Here is a 16826-nt window from a genome sequence, read left to right on the forward strand (position 1 = left end):
TGCGACATCCGAACTCTCGGGCAGGCATCCAGTTCACCGCTGGACGCCCGATAGGAGTGTTATGCGGAAACTGTGGTTCACCACGGCGATCGCCATCGCATGCGGCGCGAGCCTGCTGCGACTGCCCACGGCGGGCGCCGACCAGGCCGATCCCGGCGCCGTCGTATCCGTCGCACCACTTGCCGCGGTCGCCACGCTGCCCGGTTCGGTGAACTCCAGCCGCATCCTGTACTCGACCACCACCGTGAGCGATGCGCCGACGGTGGCCAGCGCCGCGGTCTACTTCCCGCCCGGTCCGGCCCCCGAGGGCGGTTGGCCGGTGATCGCGTGGGCACACGGCACGGTCGGGCTCGGCGACAACTGCGCCTACAGCATTGCCGGACCCAGCGCCGTCGAACGGGACTGGGCGTATCTGGGGACCTGGCTGGCGCAGGGTTACGCGATCGTGGCCGCGGACTACGCCGGACTCGGCACGCCCGGCGAACATCCCTATCTGAACGGACGCGTGGAGGCGCACAACGTCGTCGACGCGGTCGAGGCCGCCACCGCGCAGTACCCGTCGCTGGCGAAGAAATGGGTGGTCGTCGGACAGTCACAGGGCGGCGGCGCGGCGGTGTCCACCGCGCGGTACGCGACCGAATTCGGCGGGCCGGAGCTCGACTACCGCGGCGCGGTCGGCACCGGTGTGCCCGCGTATATCGAGGATGTTCTGCAACTGCTCGGGCCGGGTGTGCCGCCGCTCGAGCTGAGCCCGTTCAGCACCGCATACGTGCTCTACATCCTGAACGGATTGCGCACGACTCACCCCGAGCTGGATATCGAGTCCTTCCTGACCGACTCCGGACGCGCATGGCTCGCCCGGGCGCGCGAGGCGTGCATCCTCCCGCTGCGCGATGAACTCGGTGCCAGCGGCGTAGTGATCGGCGATCTGTTCGCACGGCCGCTCGCACAGATTCCGAACGTGCACGGACTCCTGTACGACTACCTTGGCCTGCCCGAATCTGGTTACGACAAGCCGCTGTTCCTTGGGCAGGGGCTGCGCGATACGGATGTGATAACGCCGGAGACGCTGCGGTTCGCGGCGGTGCTCGCGGTCAATCGGCAGCCGGTGACAGTGCACATCTATCCGGAGGATCACGACGGGACGGTCAATGCGTCGCTGCGGGATTCGCTGCCGTTCGTCCGCGGTCTGTTCGCCTGACACGGCTGTGCCGAATGGCCCGAGCACCCTGATTCCGCGGAATCCTTGGGTGCTCGGGCCGAAGTCAATTGCTGCGCACCGGTAGGTGGGTGCGGTGCCAGTGCTCGGCTATGTCTATGCGGCGGGTGATCCAGACGTCGTTGTGGGATTGGACGTGATCCAAGAAGTGCTCGAGGGCGGCAGTGCGGGCCGGGCGGCCGACAATGCGGCAGTGCAGGCCGATCGAGAGCATTTTCGGGCTGCCCTCGGCACCTTCGCGGTAGAGGATGTCGAAGGCGTCGCGAAGGTGGGCGAAGAATTGGTCCCCGCTGGGGAAGCCCGCCGGTGAGGCGAAGCGCATGTCGTTGGTGTCGAGGGTGTACGGGACCACCAGGTGGTTGCGGCCGTGCACGGTCACCCAGTACGGGAGGTCGTCGGCGTAGGAGTCGGAGTCGTAGACGAAACCGCCGTGCTCGACCACCAATTCCCTGGTGTGCGGGGAGTCGCGGCCGGTGTACCAGCCGAGCGGGGCCGCGCCGGTCAGCTCGGTGAGGATGTGCACGGCCTCGGCCATATGCGCGCGCTCGGTGTCGCGGTCGGTGAGCTGGTAGGACTGCCAGCGCAGACCGTGGCTGGCGATTTCGTGGCCGAGTTCCTGAAAAGCGGCCACCGCCTCCGGATTTCGCTGCATGGCACGGGCGACGGCGAAAATGGTCAGTGGTAGATCGCGACGTTCGAAGGCGCGCAGGACCCGCCAGAGTCCGGCCCGGGAGCCGTATTCATAGAGCGATTCCATGCTCATGTGGCGGTTCGGAAAGGCCTGTGCCGGAGTCATTTCCGAGAGGAAGGTCTCCGAATGCGAGTCGCCGTCGAGGACGCTGTTCTCCGCGCCCTCTTCGTAATTGAGGACGAATTGGACGGCGATCTTCGCATCGCCCGGCCATTTCGGATCCGGTGGCGTCGGTCCGTATCCGACGAAGTCGCGCTGATTCATGCCGGTGTCGCTCATCCCCCGAGCTCCCCATACAGGCGCAGCCGCGCGAGACCGCCGTCGGGATAGATATCCAGCCGGACCTCCTCCACCGAGGCCGCCACCGGCGAAATCGCGAATCGATGCCGGGTATCGGGCAGCAGTTCGGTGCGCGGCAGCAATTCGAGTTCGGTGCCGTCATTGGTGTGTCCGGTGAGCCGAGCAGCGCCGGGGCTGTTGCCGAGGAAGTACGAAGTGTCGATCTCGGCGAGCCGGATGAGCCCGGGACCGGCGAGTCGGATGCGCACCCAGTCATTGCCGTCGTCGCGGCGGCGGGCGGTTTCCCAGCCGTCGCCCATCTTCCCGGCCAGTCCGGGGTAGAGCAATTGGTTCGGCGAACTGTAGAAGCGGTTGGAGCAGTCCAGGACCAGGGCGCCGTTCTCCAGCGCGGCCAGATCCAGTGGGCCGAGACCGAGCAGCCGCGGATCGGGCCTGCCCTCGCCGTGCACGCGCAGCCGGGCCACGCCGCCGTCCGGGTGCATGGTGAGTTTCACATGGGTCCACCGCTTTTCGTTCTCGATGACGAAGGGATTGCGGCTGTCACCGGATACCGGGGCATGGTCGATCAGGGTCACCCAATCATCGCGGTCGGCAATGGCTTGCGCGGGCGGATAGCCCTCGATCTCGAGTGCGGCGACCGAAACCGCCGGCGGATAGTTGCCTTTGAACCAGGCTGTGTCCACCACGATGCCGCGGATCACGCCGGGCACGCCGAGGCGCACGATGGCGGAGTCGTCGCCGGGGCGGCCGCGGTGCCTGCGGGTTTCCCAGCCGTCGTAGATCTGGCCCCTGTGCCCGAAGGTCGACGGCCGGTATTCCGACAGGCCCGGATTGATCAAATTCTCCTTTTCCGCGAAGAATTCATCGTTGGCCCAGATCACCGATCCGCCGAGCGAGCGGACGGCCAGATCGGGCAGTAGCGTGAAATCGTCTACGTCGACCGGGTCGCGCCCACCCGTCGCCTGACCACCGCCCCTCATCGAATCGCTTCGCGATACTGCACTCATCGCACCTCCTGTTTCGCGAGGGAATCCCGCATCCGGTTCGTGCCGCGCGCGACGTAACACCGACTGCCGCGCATCAGGTATCGATTACCGCGGGCCACCGAATGTTCAGTGCCGCGCGAGGTCACCGTGCGGCCCACCGACAGCCGATCGTCGTATGGCCGCATTTCACGCCGGTTCCTGCGGAATCGGCGCACGCGCGACCAGTGCGCGCAATACCTGCGGGGTCAATGCCGGTGCGAGCGAACGCAATTCGTCGGCGGTACGAGCACCGCAGTGCACGCCGCGCAATACCGTGGCGGCCAGGGCCTCCGCGGTGGCGGGCTCGTCCAGCACGCCGCCGGAACGCCGATCGAGATAGGCCACCAGCCGCGGGACCGCGACATCGATGGCCTGCCGGAAGAACTCGTAGGTGGCCAGCCAGCGGGTGACCAGATGGCCGGGGTGCATATCCCAGCCCTGGTAGTAACCGAGGCGTAGGGCCCGGCCGACCAGCCGATGGTGGTTGCGCAGTGCGGCTTCCGGTTCGCCGTCCGGCACGATCTGGGTGGAGCCGTCACAGACCCACACGCCCGTTTGGGCCGCGGCGACCTGCATGACCGACTTCGCGTAGTCCGCGGCCGGATGGTCGAGCGCCTGATCGGGTGCGGCGATCCCGCATGCCGCGGTGTAGTCGTAGGTGCCGAAATGCAGTGCGCTGCAGCGCCCCTCGGACAGACCTATCATCTTGGCGATCGGCGCGCTGCCATCGGCGGCGATGATCGCCTGCGGGCTCTCGATCTGCAGTTCGAAACGCAGCGTGCCCGCATCGAGTCCGAAACCGCGCTCGAATCCCTCGCACAATGCCACCAATGCCGAAGCCTGTTCCGCTGCCCGAATTTTCGGCACGGTGAAGACGAAACCCGCTGGTACGCCCCCCGCCGCAGCCAACACCAGCTCGAGGGTGCGCAGCGCGCGGTCGCGTTCGGAGCCCGCCAGACCCTTCATCCGGATGCCCACACTCGTCGGCCCACCGGGCAGCTTCGCCCACTCCGCGAGCACCGTGCCAGCATTGGTCGCGGCCTTGTCCTCCTCGATGTCGGCCCGGAATCCGTAGCCGTCCTCGAAGTCGATGCGCAGATCCTGGATCGGGTGCCGCTCGAGTTGTGCGCGCACGGTGGGCAATGCGTCGGTGTGGTCGAGTTCGGCGAGCAGATCGTAGTGGCGATCGAGGAGTTCGGTCGCCACCGCACCCCATTCGGCGGGGGTGTCGGCCGTAGCGCGGTCGGCGGGCACATAGGCGGTGTGAATCGGCTGGACCCGGCCGTCGGGGCCCGGATAGCGGGTGCGCAGATCGGCGTCGACCGCGTCGAGCATCGCGTCGATCTCGGCGCGGACCTGCTCGGGTAGGTGTGTTGGATTTGCGCCGCTCCCGGCCCCTCCGTGGTTACCCACACTGCCTCCTCCGGGCCTGACGCTCACGTCGCGGGGAACTCACCCGTGATCTCCTTCCTGAAGGGTTCGCCAGATCCGGTCGGCCGTCATCGGCAAACGGGTCTGGCGTACCCCGACAGCATCGCGGATGGCATTCGCCAGCGCGGGGGCGACCGGGTTGTACGGCGATTCACTCATCGACTTTGCACCGAGAGGGCCCAGGTCATCGGCGGTTTCGGCGAAGTAGACCGCGGTGCGCGGCAGGTCGGCGAGCTGCGGGATGTGGTAGTGCCGCAGCGTCTGCGTGGTTACCACCCCCTGATCGGAGCGCATGTCCTCGTAGAGCGCGGAGCCGATGGCCTGCGCGACCCCGCCCTCCACCTGGCCGCGGCACTGCACCGGATTGAGCACCGTGCCCGCATCGGCGGCCTGGACCGAATGCAGGATGCGCACCTCGCCGGTCTCCGGCCGCACGGCGACCCGGAATGCCTGCACATTGAAGCTGACCGAACGCGGGCTGCCCGCATGTTCACCGTGTCCGGACAACTCGCCGTCGGCCAGCAGTTCGGCGACACCGATCAGCCGGTCGCCGCAGCGCACGCCCGTCGATTCCAGGACGCATTCCGCCTCGGGGCGATCGGTCAGTTTCGCCGCCCGGACCAGGATCTGCTCGCGCAAGGCCACCGCCGCGGCGTAGCAGGCCTTGCCAGCGACCGTAATGCCGGTCGAGCCGAAGGCTCCGGTGTCGTGGCCGACGACATCGGTATCCGCCTGGCGAATCACGATGCGGCGCACATCGGTATGCAATGCCGTTGCCGCGAGCTGGGCGTGCACCGTTGTCGTTCCGCTGCCGAATTCCACTGTGCCGACACGGATCTCGTAGCGTCCGTCGGGCAGCAGAGTGGCGGTGGCCTCGGCGCGGTGGCCACGCGGCGGGATGGTGGCGATCATGGCGAGCGCCATGCCGGAGCCGACCCGCCAGCCCGGGCCCGGTGCGGGAACTCCATTGCCGCGCAGTATGGCTCGCTCTGTCAGGTCGAGGCATTGATCGAGACCGTAGCTGCCGAATGCCAGATCGCCCCGGTCGACTTCGGCGCCGACGAACTCATCGCCGGGTACCACCACATTGCGTCGGCGGAATTCGAACGGGTCGATGCCGAGTGCGCGGGCCAGGTCGTCCATGGCCGATTCGACACCGAAGATGATCTGTCCGAGGCCGTAGCCGCGGAAGGCGCCGGAGGGAACATTGTTGGTATAGACCGCTTTTGCCTGTACGCGCTTATTGGCGCAACGATAGACCTCGACGGATTCGCCGACGCCGTGGAACATGACGCCCGCACTGTGATTGCCGTACGCACCGGCATCGGCGAGCACATCGATCGATAGCGCGGTCAGCACGCCGTCGGCATCCGCGCCCGCGGTGACCGCGACCCGCATCGGATGACGGCAGGTGGCGCTGGTGAATTCGTCGGACCGGGTGAATTCGTACTGGACGGGTCGTCCGGTGCGCAGCACCGCCAGCGCGATCAGATCCTCGGCCAGCATCTCCTGTTTGGCCCCGAACCCGCCGCCGACCCGCTTGGCGAAGACCCGCACGCGATCCCGCGGCAGCCCGAACAGATGGCACAGCTCGTCGCGAACCAGGAACGGCACCTGGGTGCTGCATCGGATGACCAGCCTGCCGTCCGCGTCCAACCAGCCGATGCCGCCGTGGGTTTCCAGATGTACGTGCTGGCCGCGCGGCGAATGCCAGACACCGCTGACCACCTGCGCCGCCGCGGCCAGACCCGCCGCCACATCGCCGACCTCGCCGTCCACCTCGGCGATCAGATTCCGCTCGGTATCGGCGATGCGAGCCGAATCCGGCTTTCCACCGTGCAGTTTCGGCGCTTCGGGAAGCAGTGCCCCGGCCGGATCGAATACCGCGGGCAGGATGTCGTACTCGACCGCCAGCGCACGGCAGCCCGCACGGGCGATATCCATGCTCTCCGCCACCACGGCGGCAACCCGCTGGCCGACGAATCGCATCGTGCGATCGAGCACGTAGGTGTCGTCGGGATCGTCGGCGCGAAGTTCGTGGCGCCCGGTCGAAAACGCGATATCCGGCGCATCAGCGTAGGTGAGCACCGCGTGCACGCCGGGCAGTTCTTGTGCCGCGGTGGTGTTGATGGAGACGATCCGCGCGTGCGGATGTGGACTCGGCAGAACCGCGATATGCAGGGGGGCAACCGGCGGGGCATCCGTGCTGGTCGGTGCGTCCTGTGGCGAGACGTCGAAGGTGAACGGTTCAGTGCCTGTGACGATCCGCGGTCCAGCGGGTGCGCCGACGCCGGTGCCCGCTCGTCCGAAGGCGGTGCGCTCCGCTGAAGTGGCGTCACCCGCCGAGACCCGGCCGGCCGCCGCCGTGCCCGCCGTCATACCGCAGACGGCGGTCGTATCGGCCTCGCTCCATGGCTCGGCCGTACTGCCGCGAATTCGCCCGCCCGCCGCCAAGACCGCATCCTGGTCGAAGCCGACAGTTTCGACATCGCCGAGTGCATCGACATCCGAGCCGAGGCCGGTCGCGATATCGGCCGCGATCTGTGGCCCGGTGGGGCCATTCGCTCCGGTGGGGATTCGGCCGCACGCCGAGGCCGTTTCCCCGCCGAGACTCGAGGCTGCCCCCTCGCCGTCTGCCGGGGCAGCGCCCGACTCGAGGCCGAACATCGGACCGCCGCCTGCCGATTGGTCATCGACCATGGCCGCGGGAATCGTGCCGGTCAGCGCATCGGCGATCGGGCGATAGCCGGTGCAGCGGCACAGGTTGCCCTTCATGAGCTCGGGCAGCGCTCCCGCATCCGGGTGCGCCGGGCCGCCGCAGCCGAGGCCGGCGGCGGTGACCACCATGCCCGCGGTGCAGAAGCCGCATTGGAAGGCGGCCGAATCCACGAATCGCTGTTGGATCGGATGCGGCTCCTCGGCGGTGCCCAGGCCGGAGGCGGTGGTGATGGTGCGATCGGCGGCGCGGTAGGCGGGAAGGATGCAGGAGTGCACCGGCACACCGTCGAGCTGCACGGTGCAGGCGCCGCAGTCCCCCGCATCGCAGCCCTTCTTCACCGCGAAGACGCCCTGCTCGCGCAGTAGCGTGCGCAGGCATTGGCCCGGTCGCGGATCGGCCTGCACAGTCCGGCCGTCTACCTCGAATTTCATTGCGAATCACCGGCTTCGCCACGTAGCTCGGCGGCTACCTCCCGCGCCAGCACACCGCTGACGTGACGGCGCCAGTCCGGTGCACCGTGCGGATCGTCGAACCACAGCGTCGGATCGATGGCCTCGATCGCGGCCGATAGTTCGTAATCACCAGGTGTCGCAGCGAAATCCAGCACAACAGGTCGGTCGGTGGCTGCGGTGATGGTGATCGCACACCGGCCGTACTGCTCACGAAGCCCCATCACGACCGCCCCCGAACGACCGAGCGGAGCCAGCGCGATCTTCCGGAAAGCGGTGTGCGCGTGCAGGGTTCGAGTCGGAATGGTGATCGATCGCAATACCTCACCGGAGGTGAGCACATTACGTCCCGGCCCGAGCGTGAACTCCCGCAGCGGAATCCGCCGATCGCGGCCGTCCGGCGACCACACCAGCGCGACACCGTCCAACGCCACCAGCGCACCCAGCACCGCACCTGCGGGCAAGGACAAACACACATTCCCCCCAACCGTCGCGGTTCGCCAAATCTTGTGCGATGCCAGCAACGCCCGGCACGCCTGCGCGAACAGTGCCGTCCCCGGCCAGTCCGCCCGCAACACCTCCACCCCCAGTTCCCGCCCCGGCATCGCCCCAGCGAACTCCGCCAACGTGCAGGTAGCCGCGATCTCCAGCCCCGCGCCCGTCTCCGTCAGCGCGGGCCACCCGAACCCGGTGATATCGACCAGCCGATCCAACCCCGCCTGCGGCTCGGAGAACAAAAACGTCCCACCAGCGAGCACCCCACATGCCTCACCGACAAAAGCCAGGTCAGCCCGCTCCCGAGCCACCATCACATCCCGAATCGTGTCCAGATCCACGCCACACCTCGCTCCACCGTTCCTCCGCCGCCAACCCTAGGAGCCGAGCGTTGCGTCGATATTTCACAACGCCCACCGCAGATTGCGCGGGGGTAACCACCATCCTCCCTCGAGAACTATGCGCAGGTCAGGGGTAGTCGATCTGGTGGATATGCGTCTGCGGCGGGGGCGCGTTTCGTCGGGTCCGGGCGTCCGCTGATGTTTTGCCATGTCGACGGCACGCGGATCAGGTTCTGTCGACATGCCGGTCGCGGTGGTTTCGGTGGTTCTCCCGCCGAGCCGATGCGAGTCGGTACGAACGACAAGGTCTTCGTCCGAACCGGTTCCGGTGGGCGGGACTGCGTGGCGCTGCCGCGGCACGGCCGACTACGGGTGCGACGGTCTGCCACCGTGTTGTAGCAGCGCTTGCACTCGGCACCGAACCGATCGGTTGCTGTCGTATCGCTCGAATGTCGACCGTCAGGCAATTGTGCACGCTGTTGGTGTCGGCGAGGGCTTCCCAGGATCAAGCTTGTCCGCCAAGGTCTTGCGGGCCCGCAACAGTGTCCGTTTGCTCGGGCGGAATACGACGATGCCGATCGCGATGATGACCCCGATCGCGATCGAGGCGGCTCGATCGGAACTTCGGTTTCCATGGGCGAGGATGAAGCCGAATGCCAACGCGGTTAGTCCCAGGTACAGCGCGACCTGCGGCCAACTCGGCACGGCCGACCGCGCGTCCGATTGGGGAGTGATGGTTGTGTCCGTCATGAGCAGTCCTTTCTAGGTTGGGCTCATCGCGGACGTTCTACGCCAGCCGCCTCGTAAAGATCCCCGTTACTGTCGTGAGCGAGAAATTCGTTGCGTGCGGGGATTGACGAGCCGATCGGCAGATATCACCTTAACGTGAGCAACGCACACATTCTGAACCGCAAACCGGCCGCCCGGAGGCCGCCTCGATGACCAACTCGGAACCGCGGCCCCGACCAACGCTGCGGCGAATCACTCCGATCCGTGGCTACTTTCCCCCCACCCCAGTACATAGGGAAAGCACCGACTCATCGCCCGGAACCGGCACCACCGCATGGCCGAAGTCAGGCTCCGGAGCCGAGGCGACCGACGCGCTCGAAGCTTGTGAAGTGCCGGCATCTGACCCGGCAGACGCGCTACCGGGCGGTGCTGACGTGCGCGAAGGCATCGTCTTGACTATGTCGCCCGATATCCCCGATACCCTGATCTATAAGTTTCTGTGCGAGGCTGGTTTCACTGGCGACATGTGGCAGGACTTCGCCGAAGGCTTGGCAGGCTGGGCCTTGCCGATCATCCGAGCCTGGATCGGCAATGGGGCCATTTACTACCACACCGCTCTGCTCGGAATACGTGTGAGCCCGAGCCCTGAGCAGTTGCTGCTACTCAGGGACCCTGGGTTGCGTGAAGAACTGGCCCAAATGACCGTGGCTACAGCGTTGAGCCGGCTTCAGCGCGGATGGCTGAACAACCAGGGATGGCGCCCCAAGCAGGGCACCCTGATGGCCACCTGGTTCATCAACGGCTGCAAGTACGCCTTCGCAGGCGAATTCGAGAAGTTCTGCAAGGATCATCGTTCTGCGCCGGCAGGCACCGTGAGTCTTGACGACCCTGCTGTCGCGGAGGTGGTGCAGGCCGCTGTCGCTGATGATCAGGCTGGCGAGAAGCGCCGCGACGAGGAGGCTGTGAAGGAGGCACTCTCCCTCCTGGACCTGGATCCGATCAGCCACGCGATCGTGCTCGGCAAGATCGCGGCCGAATCCGATAAGGAGATCGCTGTTCGGGTTGGGCTTACTCCGAAAGCGGTCGGGCAGCGCTGGTCCCGACTGATGGATGCGCACCCGCTACTCGATGTCTTGCGACGAGGAAGGAGGTAGGAATGGGCACCGACGATCCCCGCCGCTCCCTGATGCGGGAACTATTGGCCGCCAGCAGCTTCGGTGAACTCGCCAACGAGACCACCGCCGCCGACACGTACCCCGACGCCGTCGTTGACACACTTGCGCGGGCGCGCCGCGCCCTGATGCGGGACCTATTGGCCGCCAGCAGCTTCAGCGAGGCCACCGCCGCCCACACCCGCCTCGCCCCGGTACGACGGCAACCTGGAATGAGTTGGGGCAGCCAAGATCGGGACTTGGTCCGTGCGTACGTCCGCACCGGCGGGCGTACCCGTAGCACCCGTGAGCTGGATCTGCTCACCCTGGTCGTGGCCGCGACGGAACTCACAGCGGCGGCCACGCCCGACGCCCGCCGTGTCATGTCCTTGTGCAGTAAAGATGTCTCGGTATCGATCGCCGAGATCGCGGGTGTGCTGAACATGCCGCTCTCAGTGGCGGAGATCGTCGTGTCCGACCTGCTCGACAGCGGGCACCTCTCCATCCTGAAACCAGCCGCGAGCGTGCGGGAGGTCCCTCTGTCCGAAGAGGTGCACAACGAGACCCGCCGCACTTTTGGGGCCTGACTACGCGACCTTCCGCGCCGACGGACAATTGCCGACCACCGACGGCCTGGTCGTGGCCACCGACAGCATCGACTCACACGTCAGCATAAACCTGCCGCAGAGTAGCGAACCCCACGCCACACAGAGAGCGAAAGGCGACCGAACCCACAGCCGCACAACACAATCCGCTCTCCCTGCTGGACATTTGAACCACCCCGAGTGCAGGAATCCAGCTCACTGCCCTCTGCGGTGCTCTTTCCAGTAATCACGAACCTGACTGCCTCGTTCACATCAGTGTCGCAAGGCCGCAAGTGCCGCTGCGACACGGCCCGGCCCGCTCTTCTGCATCGACGACAGTCGATGAGACCGAGCTGCGCCGCGCGTTACTCGGCTGCCCGAGCGATAATGCCGCATATCGAGTGTTTTCGCTGGTTATCTGTCGATTCGGATGTTTCGGCGCTGCCGATCATGCAGGTACGCAAGGAGTGCCGGTAGCCAGCGAACCGACAAAACCGCAGGTCGTGCCTTCGATATCACCGCGCGTGTGCCAACCGGCTTGATCTGGAGCGTCGGCCCTGTGACCGTGGGGTGGTTCGGTTTGATTAGCGTTAGGCCCACAAACTGGGAGTCGAGTGCTCGCGGAGTTGTTCGCGAAGTGCGTGAGCGCGCCGTTACATGCCCCAGCCCATTCGTGGCTCTGCACGATCAACGTCATCCCGATCGTGCTCGGCCCTCAGCCCGCCTTCGCGACCAGCGCCGCCTGGGCGCGAGCGACCTCGCCACCGACCTTCTCCTCGTCGACGGTGCGCACCTCGCCATCACGAACGACCGTGCGCCCGTTGACGATCAATGCGGCGAGCGGCGGCGCGGAGCCGAGGATCAATGCGGTCACCGGATCGTCGATGCCCGCGTGCGCGGGCGTATCGAGCCGCCACAGCGCGAGATCGGCGAGCTTGCCCGGTTCGATCGAACCGATCTCGGCAGCGCGCCCGAGCAGCCGTGCACCACCAATGGTGGCCAGTTCCAAAGCCTTTCGTGTACTGATCGCCCGCGGTCCGCCCTTGGCGCGGGCAAAAAGTAGCGCGCTGCGCGGCTCCTCGATCATCGAACCGGATTCATTGCTCGCCGAGCCGTCCACCCCGAGTCCGACCGGCACTCCGGCCGCGACCAGATCTGCGGTGCGCGCGATACCGGCACCGATCCGGGCATTCGACGTGGGGCAATGTGCCACTCCGGTACCCGTTTTCGCCATGGTGCCGATGGCTTCGTCATCGAGGTGGATGCCGTGCGCGTACCAGACATCCGAACCGAGCCAGCCCAGCTGCTCCATGTACTGCGCCGGTGTGCAGCCGAATTTCTCCGCGCAGAACTCCTGCTCGTCGATCGTCTCGGCCAGATGGGTATGCAGGCGCACCCCGAGATCGCGTGCCAGCGAAGCCGATTCACGCAATAGCTCCGTCGTCACCGAGAACGGCGAACAGGGGGCGAGCGCGATCCGCAGCATCGAGTCGTATGACGTATCGTGCCAGCGCGCAACGGCATCCGCGCTCGCGGCCAGAATCGCGTCGAGGGTTTCCACCACTTGGTCGGGCGGCAGCCCACCCGAGCTCTGCCCGAGATCCATCGAGCCGCGGCACGGCTGGAACCGCAATCCGACCTCGGCGGCCGCGGCGATCTCCGCGCCGAGCAGGTCGCCGCCCGCACGCGGGAAAACGTAGTGGTGGTCGGTGGTCGTGGTACACCCGGTGCGCGCCAGCGTGGCGAGGGCACCGGTCGCAGCGACGCGAACCGCGTCTTCATCGATGCCCGCCCAGATCGGGTAGAGCGTGGTGAGCCATTCGAACAGGGTGTTGTCCGGCGCCAGACCACGGGTGATCCACTGGTAGAGATGGTGGTGGGTATTCACCAGACCCGGCGTGAGCAGGCAGCCACGGCCATCGATCCGGTGCACATCCGCGCCGAGATCGGGCGCGTCGCCCGCGCCGACCGCAGTGATCCGATTGTCGACCACCGTGACATGGCCGCGGCGGTATTCGGTGCCGTTCGGATCGACGGTAGCCACGGCGCACCCGTCGATGACCGTCGTTGTCGTCATGCGCCTACGGTATCCATGCCGGTCCGGCTTCCGGGGCATCTTCGCGTCGCACGGTGGCGTGGATGAGTCCGTAGGGACGATCGTCGGCATGGTAGACCTCGCCGTGGTTCTCGATACCGAATCGGCCCAGGTCGTAGTCGAAGTGATGCTTATTGGGCGCGGCCAGCCGGATCTCGGCCAGCACCGGATAGGCGGCCAGCGCGGCCTTGCCCATCTCGAACAGCGTCTGCTGCAAGGCTTTGGAATGCAGCGTCGCGAAGATCTCGACCATCCGCTGCCGAACACCCGTGTACACCGCGTCCCAGTCCACTCCGGTGGTGCTGGCGAAGCGCCACTGCGCGATGAGGGAGGTCGCGAGCATCCGGTCACGGGTCGGCGCGAGCACGGTGAATTCGTCGGTGAGGAAGTCGGCGAACTCCGAACCGGTCGACTTGAGGATCACCAGATCCTTGACCCCGCCGATGACCCAGGCCCGCTGCCGGTCGCCCTTACCGGCCACGGTGACCGCCGCGGTCCGCACCTCGGGGCCTTGCCGCACCCAGGTGTGGTCGTGCTCGCTGCCGTCGACGGTGACCCGCTGCCAGGCATATTCATCGACCTCGATGCGCGCACTGTGCACCGGATCGATCTCATCGACGAAATGCGCGGCCAGCGCCAGCGCATAGTCCTCGATCGGTTGCAGCCCAGGCTTTTTCGCGTACGCATATGCGGTCTGCTTCTGGGTATCGGTCGGCAGCACCTTCGACTGGTCACCGGCGACATAGGCGTCGGCGAAATCGCCGCGCAGCACGGTGGATACGTTCACATCGCGGATCTCGTGGCGCGCATCGTCCCGGTAGATCCGGACGATTCGGTTCTCCGCCTTGCCGTATCGGTTGTCCGACAGCACGATCGGCCCGGTCAGCTCCATGGCTCAGCTCCCTCGATAGGTGGAAAAGGCGAAGGGCGACAACAACAACGGGACGTGGTAGTGCCGCTCCTCGATGACGACGAAGGTGACGCAGACCTCCGGATAGAACGATTCGATCCGGCGCGCGGCGAAGTAGGCGCCGGTATCGAACACCAGCCGATAGGTGCCGGGCGGCAAACCCGCGCCGAGCGTGGCGATGCGGCCATCGCCATCGGTGGTTCCCGAACCGAGCACCTCGGCGTCGCGATGGAGCACCACCGCGATACCGGCCGCGGGCGCACCCGCGACGGCATCGAGCACATGCGTGCTCAGCGTGCTCATGGCTGCACCCCGCCAGCGCTCGGTCCCGCCGCGACCATGCTCGTGGCTGTGCCCGTGGTTCGCGCACTGCGCTCGCTCACTCCGGATCACCCAGCAACCGACCCAGCCGAATCCGATTGATCTTCGCCAATTCCGTTCGCATAACCCGCCTTTCGGTTTCCGGATCATTGCCGAGCCGGGCGGTGAGCAATTCGAGCAGCTCCGCACCGGACCGACCGGTCGCGCACACCAGGTAGATGTGGCCGAACTTCTCCGCATAGGCCAGATTGCCCTCGGCGAGCCCGGCCCGCACCGCATCCTCGGCCCCGGCCACTCCGGCCTGCTCGCGCGCCGACGCCGCGGTATCGGGCCGGGCGCCGATGCGCGGATGTCCGTCGAGCGCGCGATCGATCTCGTCCTCGGACAATTCCGCGAGCACCGCATCGGCCGCGGCGCAGACCGCATCGATATCGGCATATGGCCGTCCGGCGACCAGCGACCGGGACCAAACCGGCGACGAGCAACACCCGAGCACGATTGCGACGGCCGCCGACTCCGGCAGCCCATTGAACTCCGCGAGGCCGATTCGGTCGTCTGTCATCGGACCAGCATCGAATACCACCACCCCGGTCGCCAGTCGAACGAGATAGATCACTTCCGGCGTGTCGTTTACCCGCGATCGTCGATGTCACACCACCTTTCTGTAACCCATCGGCTACCCGGCCGGACTACCGTCTCGATCATGGTGGTATCCGACGGCACCGCACCCGATCCGGTCTGCGCCGGCATCGTCCTGGCGGCGGGCGCCGGAACCCGGTACGGGATGCCCAAGGCGCTGGCCGAGGGCGGAGCCTGGCTGCGGTCGGCGGTGGCGGCGCTGCGCGATGGCGGCTGCGATCTGGTGATCGTGGTACTCGGCGCGACCGGACCGGCGCCGACGGCCGTCGACCTTCCCGATGGCGCCGATTACGTCTGGGCGGCGGACTGGGCGACCGGGCTCGGCGCCTCGCTGCGAGCGGGCCTGCGGGCCGCGGCGCGCACGCCCGCCGAGTACGTCGCGATCATGCCGGTGGATACCCCCGATGTCGGCGCGGATGTCGTCGCCCGGGTCACCGCCGCCGCCTTCGCCGCGCCGACCGGCTTGGCCCGCGCTGTGTTCCACGCCACACCCGGACATCCCGTTGTCATCTCCAACAAGCATTGGACCTCGATTTATCAAGCAGCCGTAAGAGATTCCGGCGCGCGGACCTATTTGGCCGGTAATAACGATATGGTGTGCGTCACGTGCGACGATTTGGCGACAGGCGACGATCGTGACTTCCCGGCCACGCCGCACGCGTGAGCGGAGCTGAGCAGATGCGCGACATTGTCGACGACCTATTGCGGGTTTGGCATTCCGGCCGGACCGGCGGACTCGCCACCATCGTGCGCACTGTGGGTTCCGGACCGTTACCGGTGGGCACATCGATCCTGGTGGATGCCAATGGCGCGGTCTACGGCTCGGTCTTGGGCGGCACCGTCGAGGCGACCGTGATCAATGCGGCCACCGAGGCCGCGCGCAGCGGTAGACGTGGATTGCAGCGCTTCGGGGTGCCGCCGGGCGAGCCCGGACTGGACTCCGGCGGCATGGTCGATGTTTTCGTGGAACCGTTCTCCCGCCGCGACTTTCCGGAATTCCCCACCGTCGCTGCGGAAATCGCCGCGCACCGCCGGGTCACGGTATTCACCGTGGTGTGGAATCCGGACCCGGATCTGATCGGGCAGCACCTGGTCACCCCGAAACGGCATGCGACCGAACTCGTCGCACTACCAGAATCCGATGTATTCGTCGCCTCGTTCCCGCCGCCGCCGCGAATGATCATCTTCGGTGCCAATGCCTTTGCCGCGGCACTCACCGTGCAAGCCAAATTGCTCGGCTACCGCGTCACCATTTGCGACTCCCGCGACACCTTCGCAAACTCCGATGCCTTTCCCGGCGCCGAGGTGGTCGTCGACTGGCCGCACCGGTATCTGAATACGCTCGCGGCGGCTGGCGAGATCGATAACAGCACCGCGATCGTCGTACTCGGACACGATCCGAAATTCGAGATCCCACTGCTCACCGTGGCGCTGCGACTACCCGAACTGGGCTATCTGGCCGCAAACGGATCGTGGTCGGCACACATCCGGCGTATCGAAGACCTGCAGGCGGGCGGCTTCGACGACGCGACACTCGCCCGCCTGCACTCCCCCGCCGGTCTCGATATCGGGGCGCGCACCGCCGCCGAGGTGGCCGTGTCCATCACCGCCGAACTGCTTGCTGCCCGGTCTTATGAAACCGGGCAGCAGGCCACCGAAAAAGCCGATGCCGTACCGGAATTCGGCGCATATCCGGCCAATGCCTCGATAGCGCTCTAACCGCGGAG

Annotated in this window: 15 protein-coding genes; 5 read left to right on the plus strand and 10 right to left on the minus strand. The window is 66.7% G+C overall.

All coding sequences use genetic code 11. The features are described from left to right. Positions 1 to 61 precede the first annotated feature (61 nt). Positions 62 to 1201, plus strand: a complete 1140-nt coding sequence (locus tag ABZW16_RS21685; protein ID WP_354957753.1) for a lipase family protein — start codon at positions 62 to 64, stop codon at positions 1199 to 1201. A gap of 64 nt (positions 1202 to 1265) precedes the next feature. Here ABZW16_RS21685 and puuE read toward each other — a convergent pair whose 3' ends face one another. The 6 genes from puuE to ABZW16_RS21715 all read right to left on the minus strand — a co-directional run bounded on the left by puuE (position 1266) and on the right by ABZW16_RS21715 (position 9420). Next, complete coding sequence (gene puuE, locus ABZW16_RS21690; protein ID WP_354957797.1) at positions 1266 to 2174, minus strand: allantoinase PuuE; 909 nt, start codon at positions 2172 to 2174, stop codon at positions 1266 to 1268. An 11-nt stretch (positions 2175 to 2185) separates the two neighbouring features. Then, entirely contained in the window at positions 2186 to 3190 is a 1005-nt protein-coding gene (gene alc, locus ABZW16_RS21695; protein ID WP_354957798.1) for an allantoicase, read from the minus strand. Positions 3191 to 3382: 192 nt separating this feature from the next. Continuing rightward, positions 3383 to 4570 (minus strand): aldolase/citrate lyase family protein, encoded by a 1188-nt coding sequence (locus tag ABZW16_RS21700; protein ID WP_354957799.1) that lies wholly within the window; start codon positions 4568 to 4570, stop codon positions 3383 to 3385. A gap of 117 nt (positions 4571 to 4687) precedes the next feature. Beyond that, positions 4688 to 7816: a molybdopterin cofactor-binding domain-containing protein gene (locus ABZW16_RS21705; protein ID WP_354957754.1), complete on the minus strand. Its 3129-nt coding sequence runs from the start codon at positions 7814 to 7816 to the stop codon at positions 4688 to 4690. After that, positions 7813 to 8670, minus strand: a complete 858-nt coding sequence (locus ABZW16_RS21710) for an FAD binding domain-containing protein (protein WP_354957755.1) — start codon at positions 8668 to 8670, stop codon at positions 7813 to 7815. Before ABZW16_RS21710 ends, ABZW16_RS21705 begins: the two co-directional genes overlap by 4 nt. Positions 8671 to 9129: 459 nt before the next feature. Then, positions 9130 to 9420 carry a hypothetical protein gene (locus tag ABZW16_RS21715; RefSeq protein WP_354957756.1) on the minus strand — a complete coding sequence of 97 codons (291 nt, stop codon included), beginning with the start codon at positions 9418 to 9420 and terminating at the stop codon, positions 9130 to 9132. 413 nt (positions 9421 to 9833) lie between these two features. On the opposite strand from ABZW16_RS21715, the gene ABZW16_RS21720 reads away from it, so the two are divergent. Continuing rightward, on the plus strand, positions 9834 to 10553 hold the full coding sequence (locus ABZW16_RS21720) for a hypothetical protein (protein WP_354957757.1): 720 nt from the start codon (positions 9834 to 9836) through the stop codon (positions 10551 to 10553). A 2-nt stretch (positions 10554 to 10555) separates the two neighbouring features. Further along, positions 10556 to 11137, plus strand: a complete 582-nt coding sequence (locus ABZW16_RS21725) for a DUF742 domain-containing protein (RefSeq protein WP_354957758.1) — start codon at positions 10556 to 10558, stop codon at positions 11135 to 11137. Between the two features lie 712 nt (positions 11138 to 11849). On the opposite strand, the gene ABZW16_RS21730 is transcribed toward ABZW16_RS21725, so the two are convergent. The 4 genes from ABZW16_RS21730 to uraD form a co-directional block, all read right to left on the minus strand. Continuing rightward, positions 11850 to 13211 (minus strand): 8-oxoguanine deaminase, encoded by a 1362-nt coding sequence (locus tag ABZW16_RS21730; protein ID WP_354957759.1) that lies wholly within the window; start codon positions 13209 to 13211, stop codon positions 11850 to 11852. Between the two features lie 4 nt (positions 13212 to 13215). Beyond that, positions 13216 to 14121, minus strand: coding sequence for a factor-independent urate hydroxylase (gene pucL, locus ABZW16_RS21735; RefSeq protein WP_354957760.1), 906 nt, complete (start codon positions 14119 to 14121; stop codon positions 13216 to 13218). A gap of 3 nt (positions 14122 to 14124) precedes the next feature. Further along, positions 14125 to 14442, minus strand: a complete 318-nt coding sequence (gene uraH / locus ABZW16_RS21740) for a hydroxyisourate hydrolase (protein ID WP_354957761.1) — start codon at positions 14440 to 14442, stop codon at positions 14125 to 14127. 76 nt (positions 14443 to 14518) lie between these two features. Continuing rightward, positions 14519 to 15022 (minus strand): 2-oxo-4-hydroxy-4-carboxy-5-ureidoimidazoline decarboxylase, encoded by a 504-nt coding sequence (gene uraD, locus ABZW16_RS21745; protein WP_354957762.1) that lies wholly within the window; start codon positions 15020 to 15022, stop codon positions 14519 to 14521. 141 nt (positions 15023 to 15163) lie between these two features. On the opposite strand from uraD, the gene ABZW16_RS21750 reads away from it, so the two are divergent. Both ABZW16_RS21750 and ABZW16_RS21755 read left to right on the plus strand, forming a co-directional pair. Further along, positions 15164 to 15763, plus strand: coding sequence for a nucleotidyltransferase family protein (locus ABZW16_RS21750; RefSeq protein WP_354957763.1), 600 nt, complete (start codon positions 15164 to 15166; stop codon positions 15761 to 15763). Positions 15764 to 15777: 14 nt separating this feature from the next. Further along, positions 15778 to 16818, plus strand: coding sequence for an XdhC family protein (locus tag ABZW16_RS21755; protein WP_354957800.1), 1041 nt, complete (start codon positions 15778 to 15780; stop codon positions 16816 to 16818). Positions 16819 to 16826 lie beyond the last annotated feature (8 nt).

It is taken from the genome of Nocardia sp. NPDC004604, assembly GCF_040609795.1.
In the GTDB taxonomy this organism is placed as follows: Bacteria; Actinomycetota; Actinomycetes; order Mycobacteriales; family Mycobacteriaceae; genus Nocardia.

Excerpts from the sequence above, each read along its gene's own strand:
- ABZW16_RS21750 (WP_354957763.1), top strand. The coding sequence starts at position 15,164 with ATGGTGGTATCCGACGGCACCGCACCCGATCCGGTCTGCGCCGGCATC.
- uraH (WP_354957761.1), bottom strand. The coding sequence starts at position 14,442 with ATGAGCACGCTGAGCACGCATGTGCTCGATGCCGTCGCGGGTGCGCCC.
- ABZW16_RS21685 (WP_354957753.1), top strand. The coding sequence starts at position 62 with ATGCGGAAACTGTGGTTCACCACGGCGATCGCCATCGCATGCGGCGCG.
- ABZW16_RS21715 (WP_354957756.1), bottom strand. The coding sequence starts at position 9,420 with ATGACGGACACAACCATCACTCCCCAATCGGACGCGCGGTCGGCCGTG.
- ABZW16_RS21700 (WP_354957799.1), bottom strand. The coding sequence starts at position 4,570 with ATGCTCGACGCGGTCGACGCCGATCTGCGCACCCGCTATCCGGGCCCC.
- pucL (WP_354957760.1), bottom strand. The coding sequence starts at position 14,121 with ATGGAGCTGACCGGGCCGATCGTGCTGTCGGACAACCGATACGGCAAG.
- alc (WP_354957798.1), bottom strand. The coding sequence starts at position 3,190 with ATGAGGGGCGGTGGTCAGGCGACGGGTGGGCGCGACCCGGTCGACGTA.
- ABZW16_RS21705 (WP_354957754.1), bottom strand. The coding sequence starts at position 7,816 with ATGAAATTCGAGGTAGACGGCCGGACTGTGCAGGCCGATCCGCGACCG.
- puuE (WP_354957797.1), bottom strand. The coding sequence starts at position 2,174 with ATGAATCAGCGCGACTTCGTCGGATACGGACCGACGCCACCGGATCCG.
- uraD (WP_354957762.1), bottom strand. The coding sequence starts at position 15,022 with ATGACAGACGACCGAATCGGCCTCGCGGAGTTCAATGGGCTGCCGGAG.
- ABZW16_RS21755 (WP_354957800.1), top strand. The coding sequence starts at position 15,778 with ATGCGCGACATTGTCGACGACCTATTGCGGGTTTGGCATTCCGGCCGG.
- ABZW16_RS21725 (WP_354957758.1), top strand. The coding sequence starts at position 10,556 with ATGGGCACCGACGATCCCCGCCGCTCCCTGATGCGGGAACTATTGGCC.
- ABZW16_RS21730 (WP_354957759.1), bottom strand. The coding sequence starts at position 13,211 with ATGACGACAACGACGGTCATCGACGGGTGCGCCGTGGCTACCGTCGAT.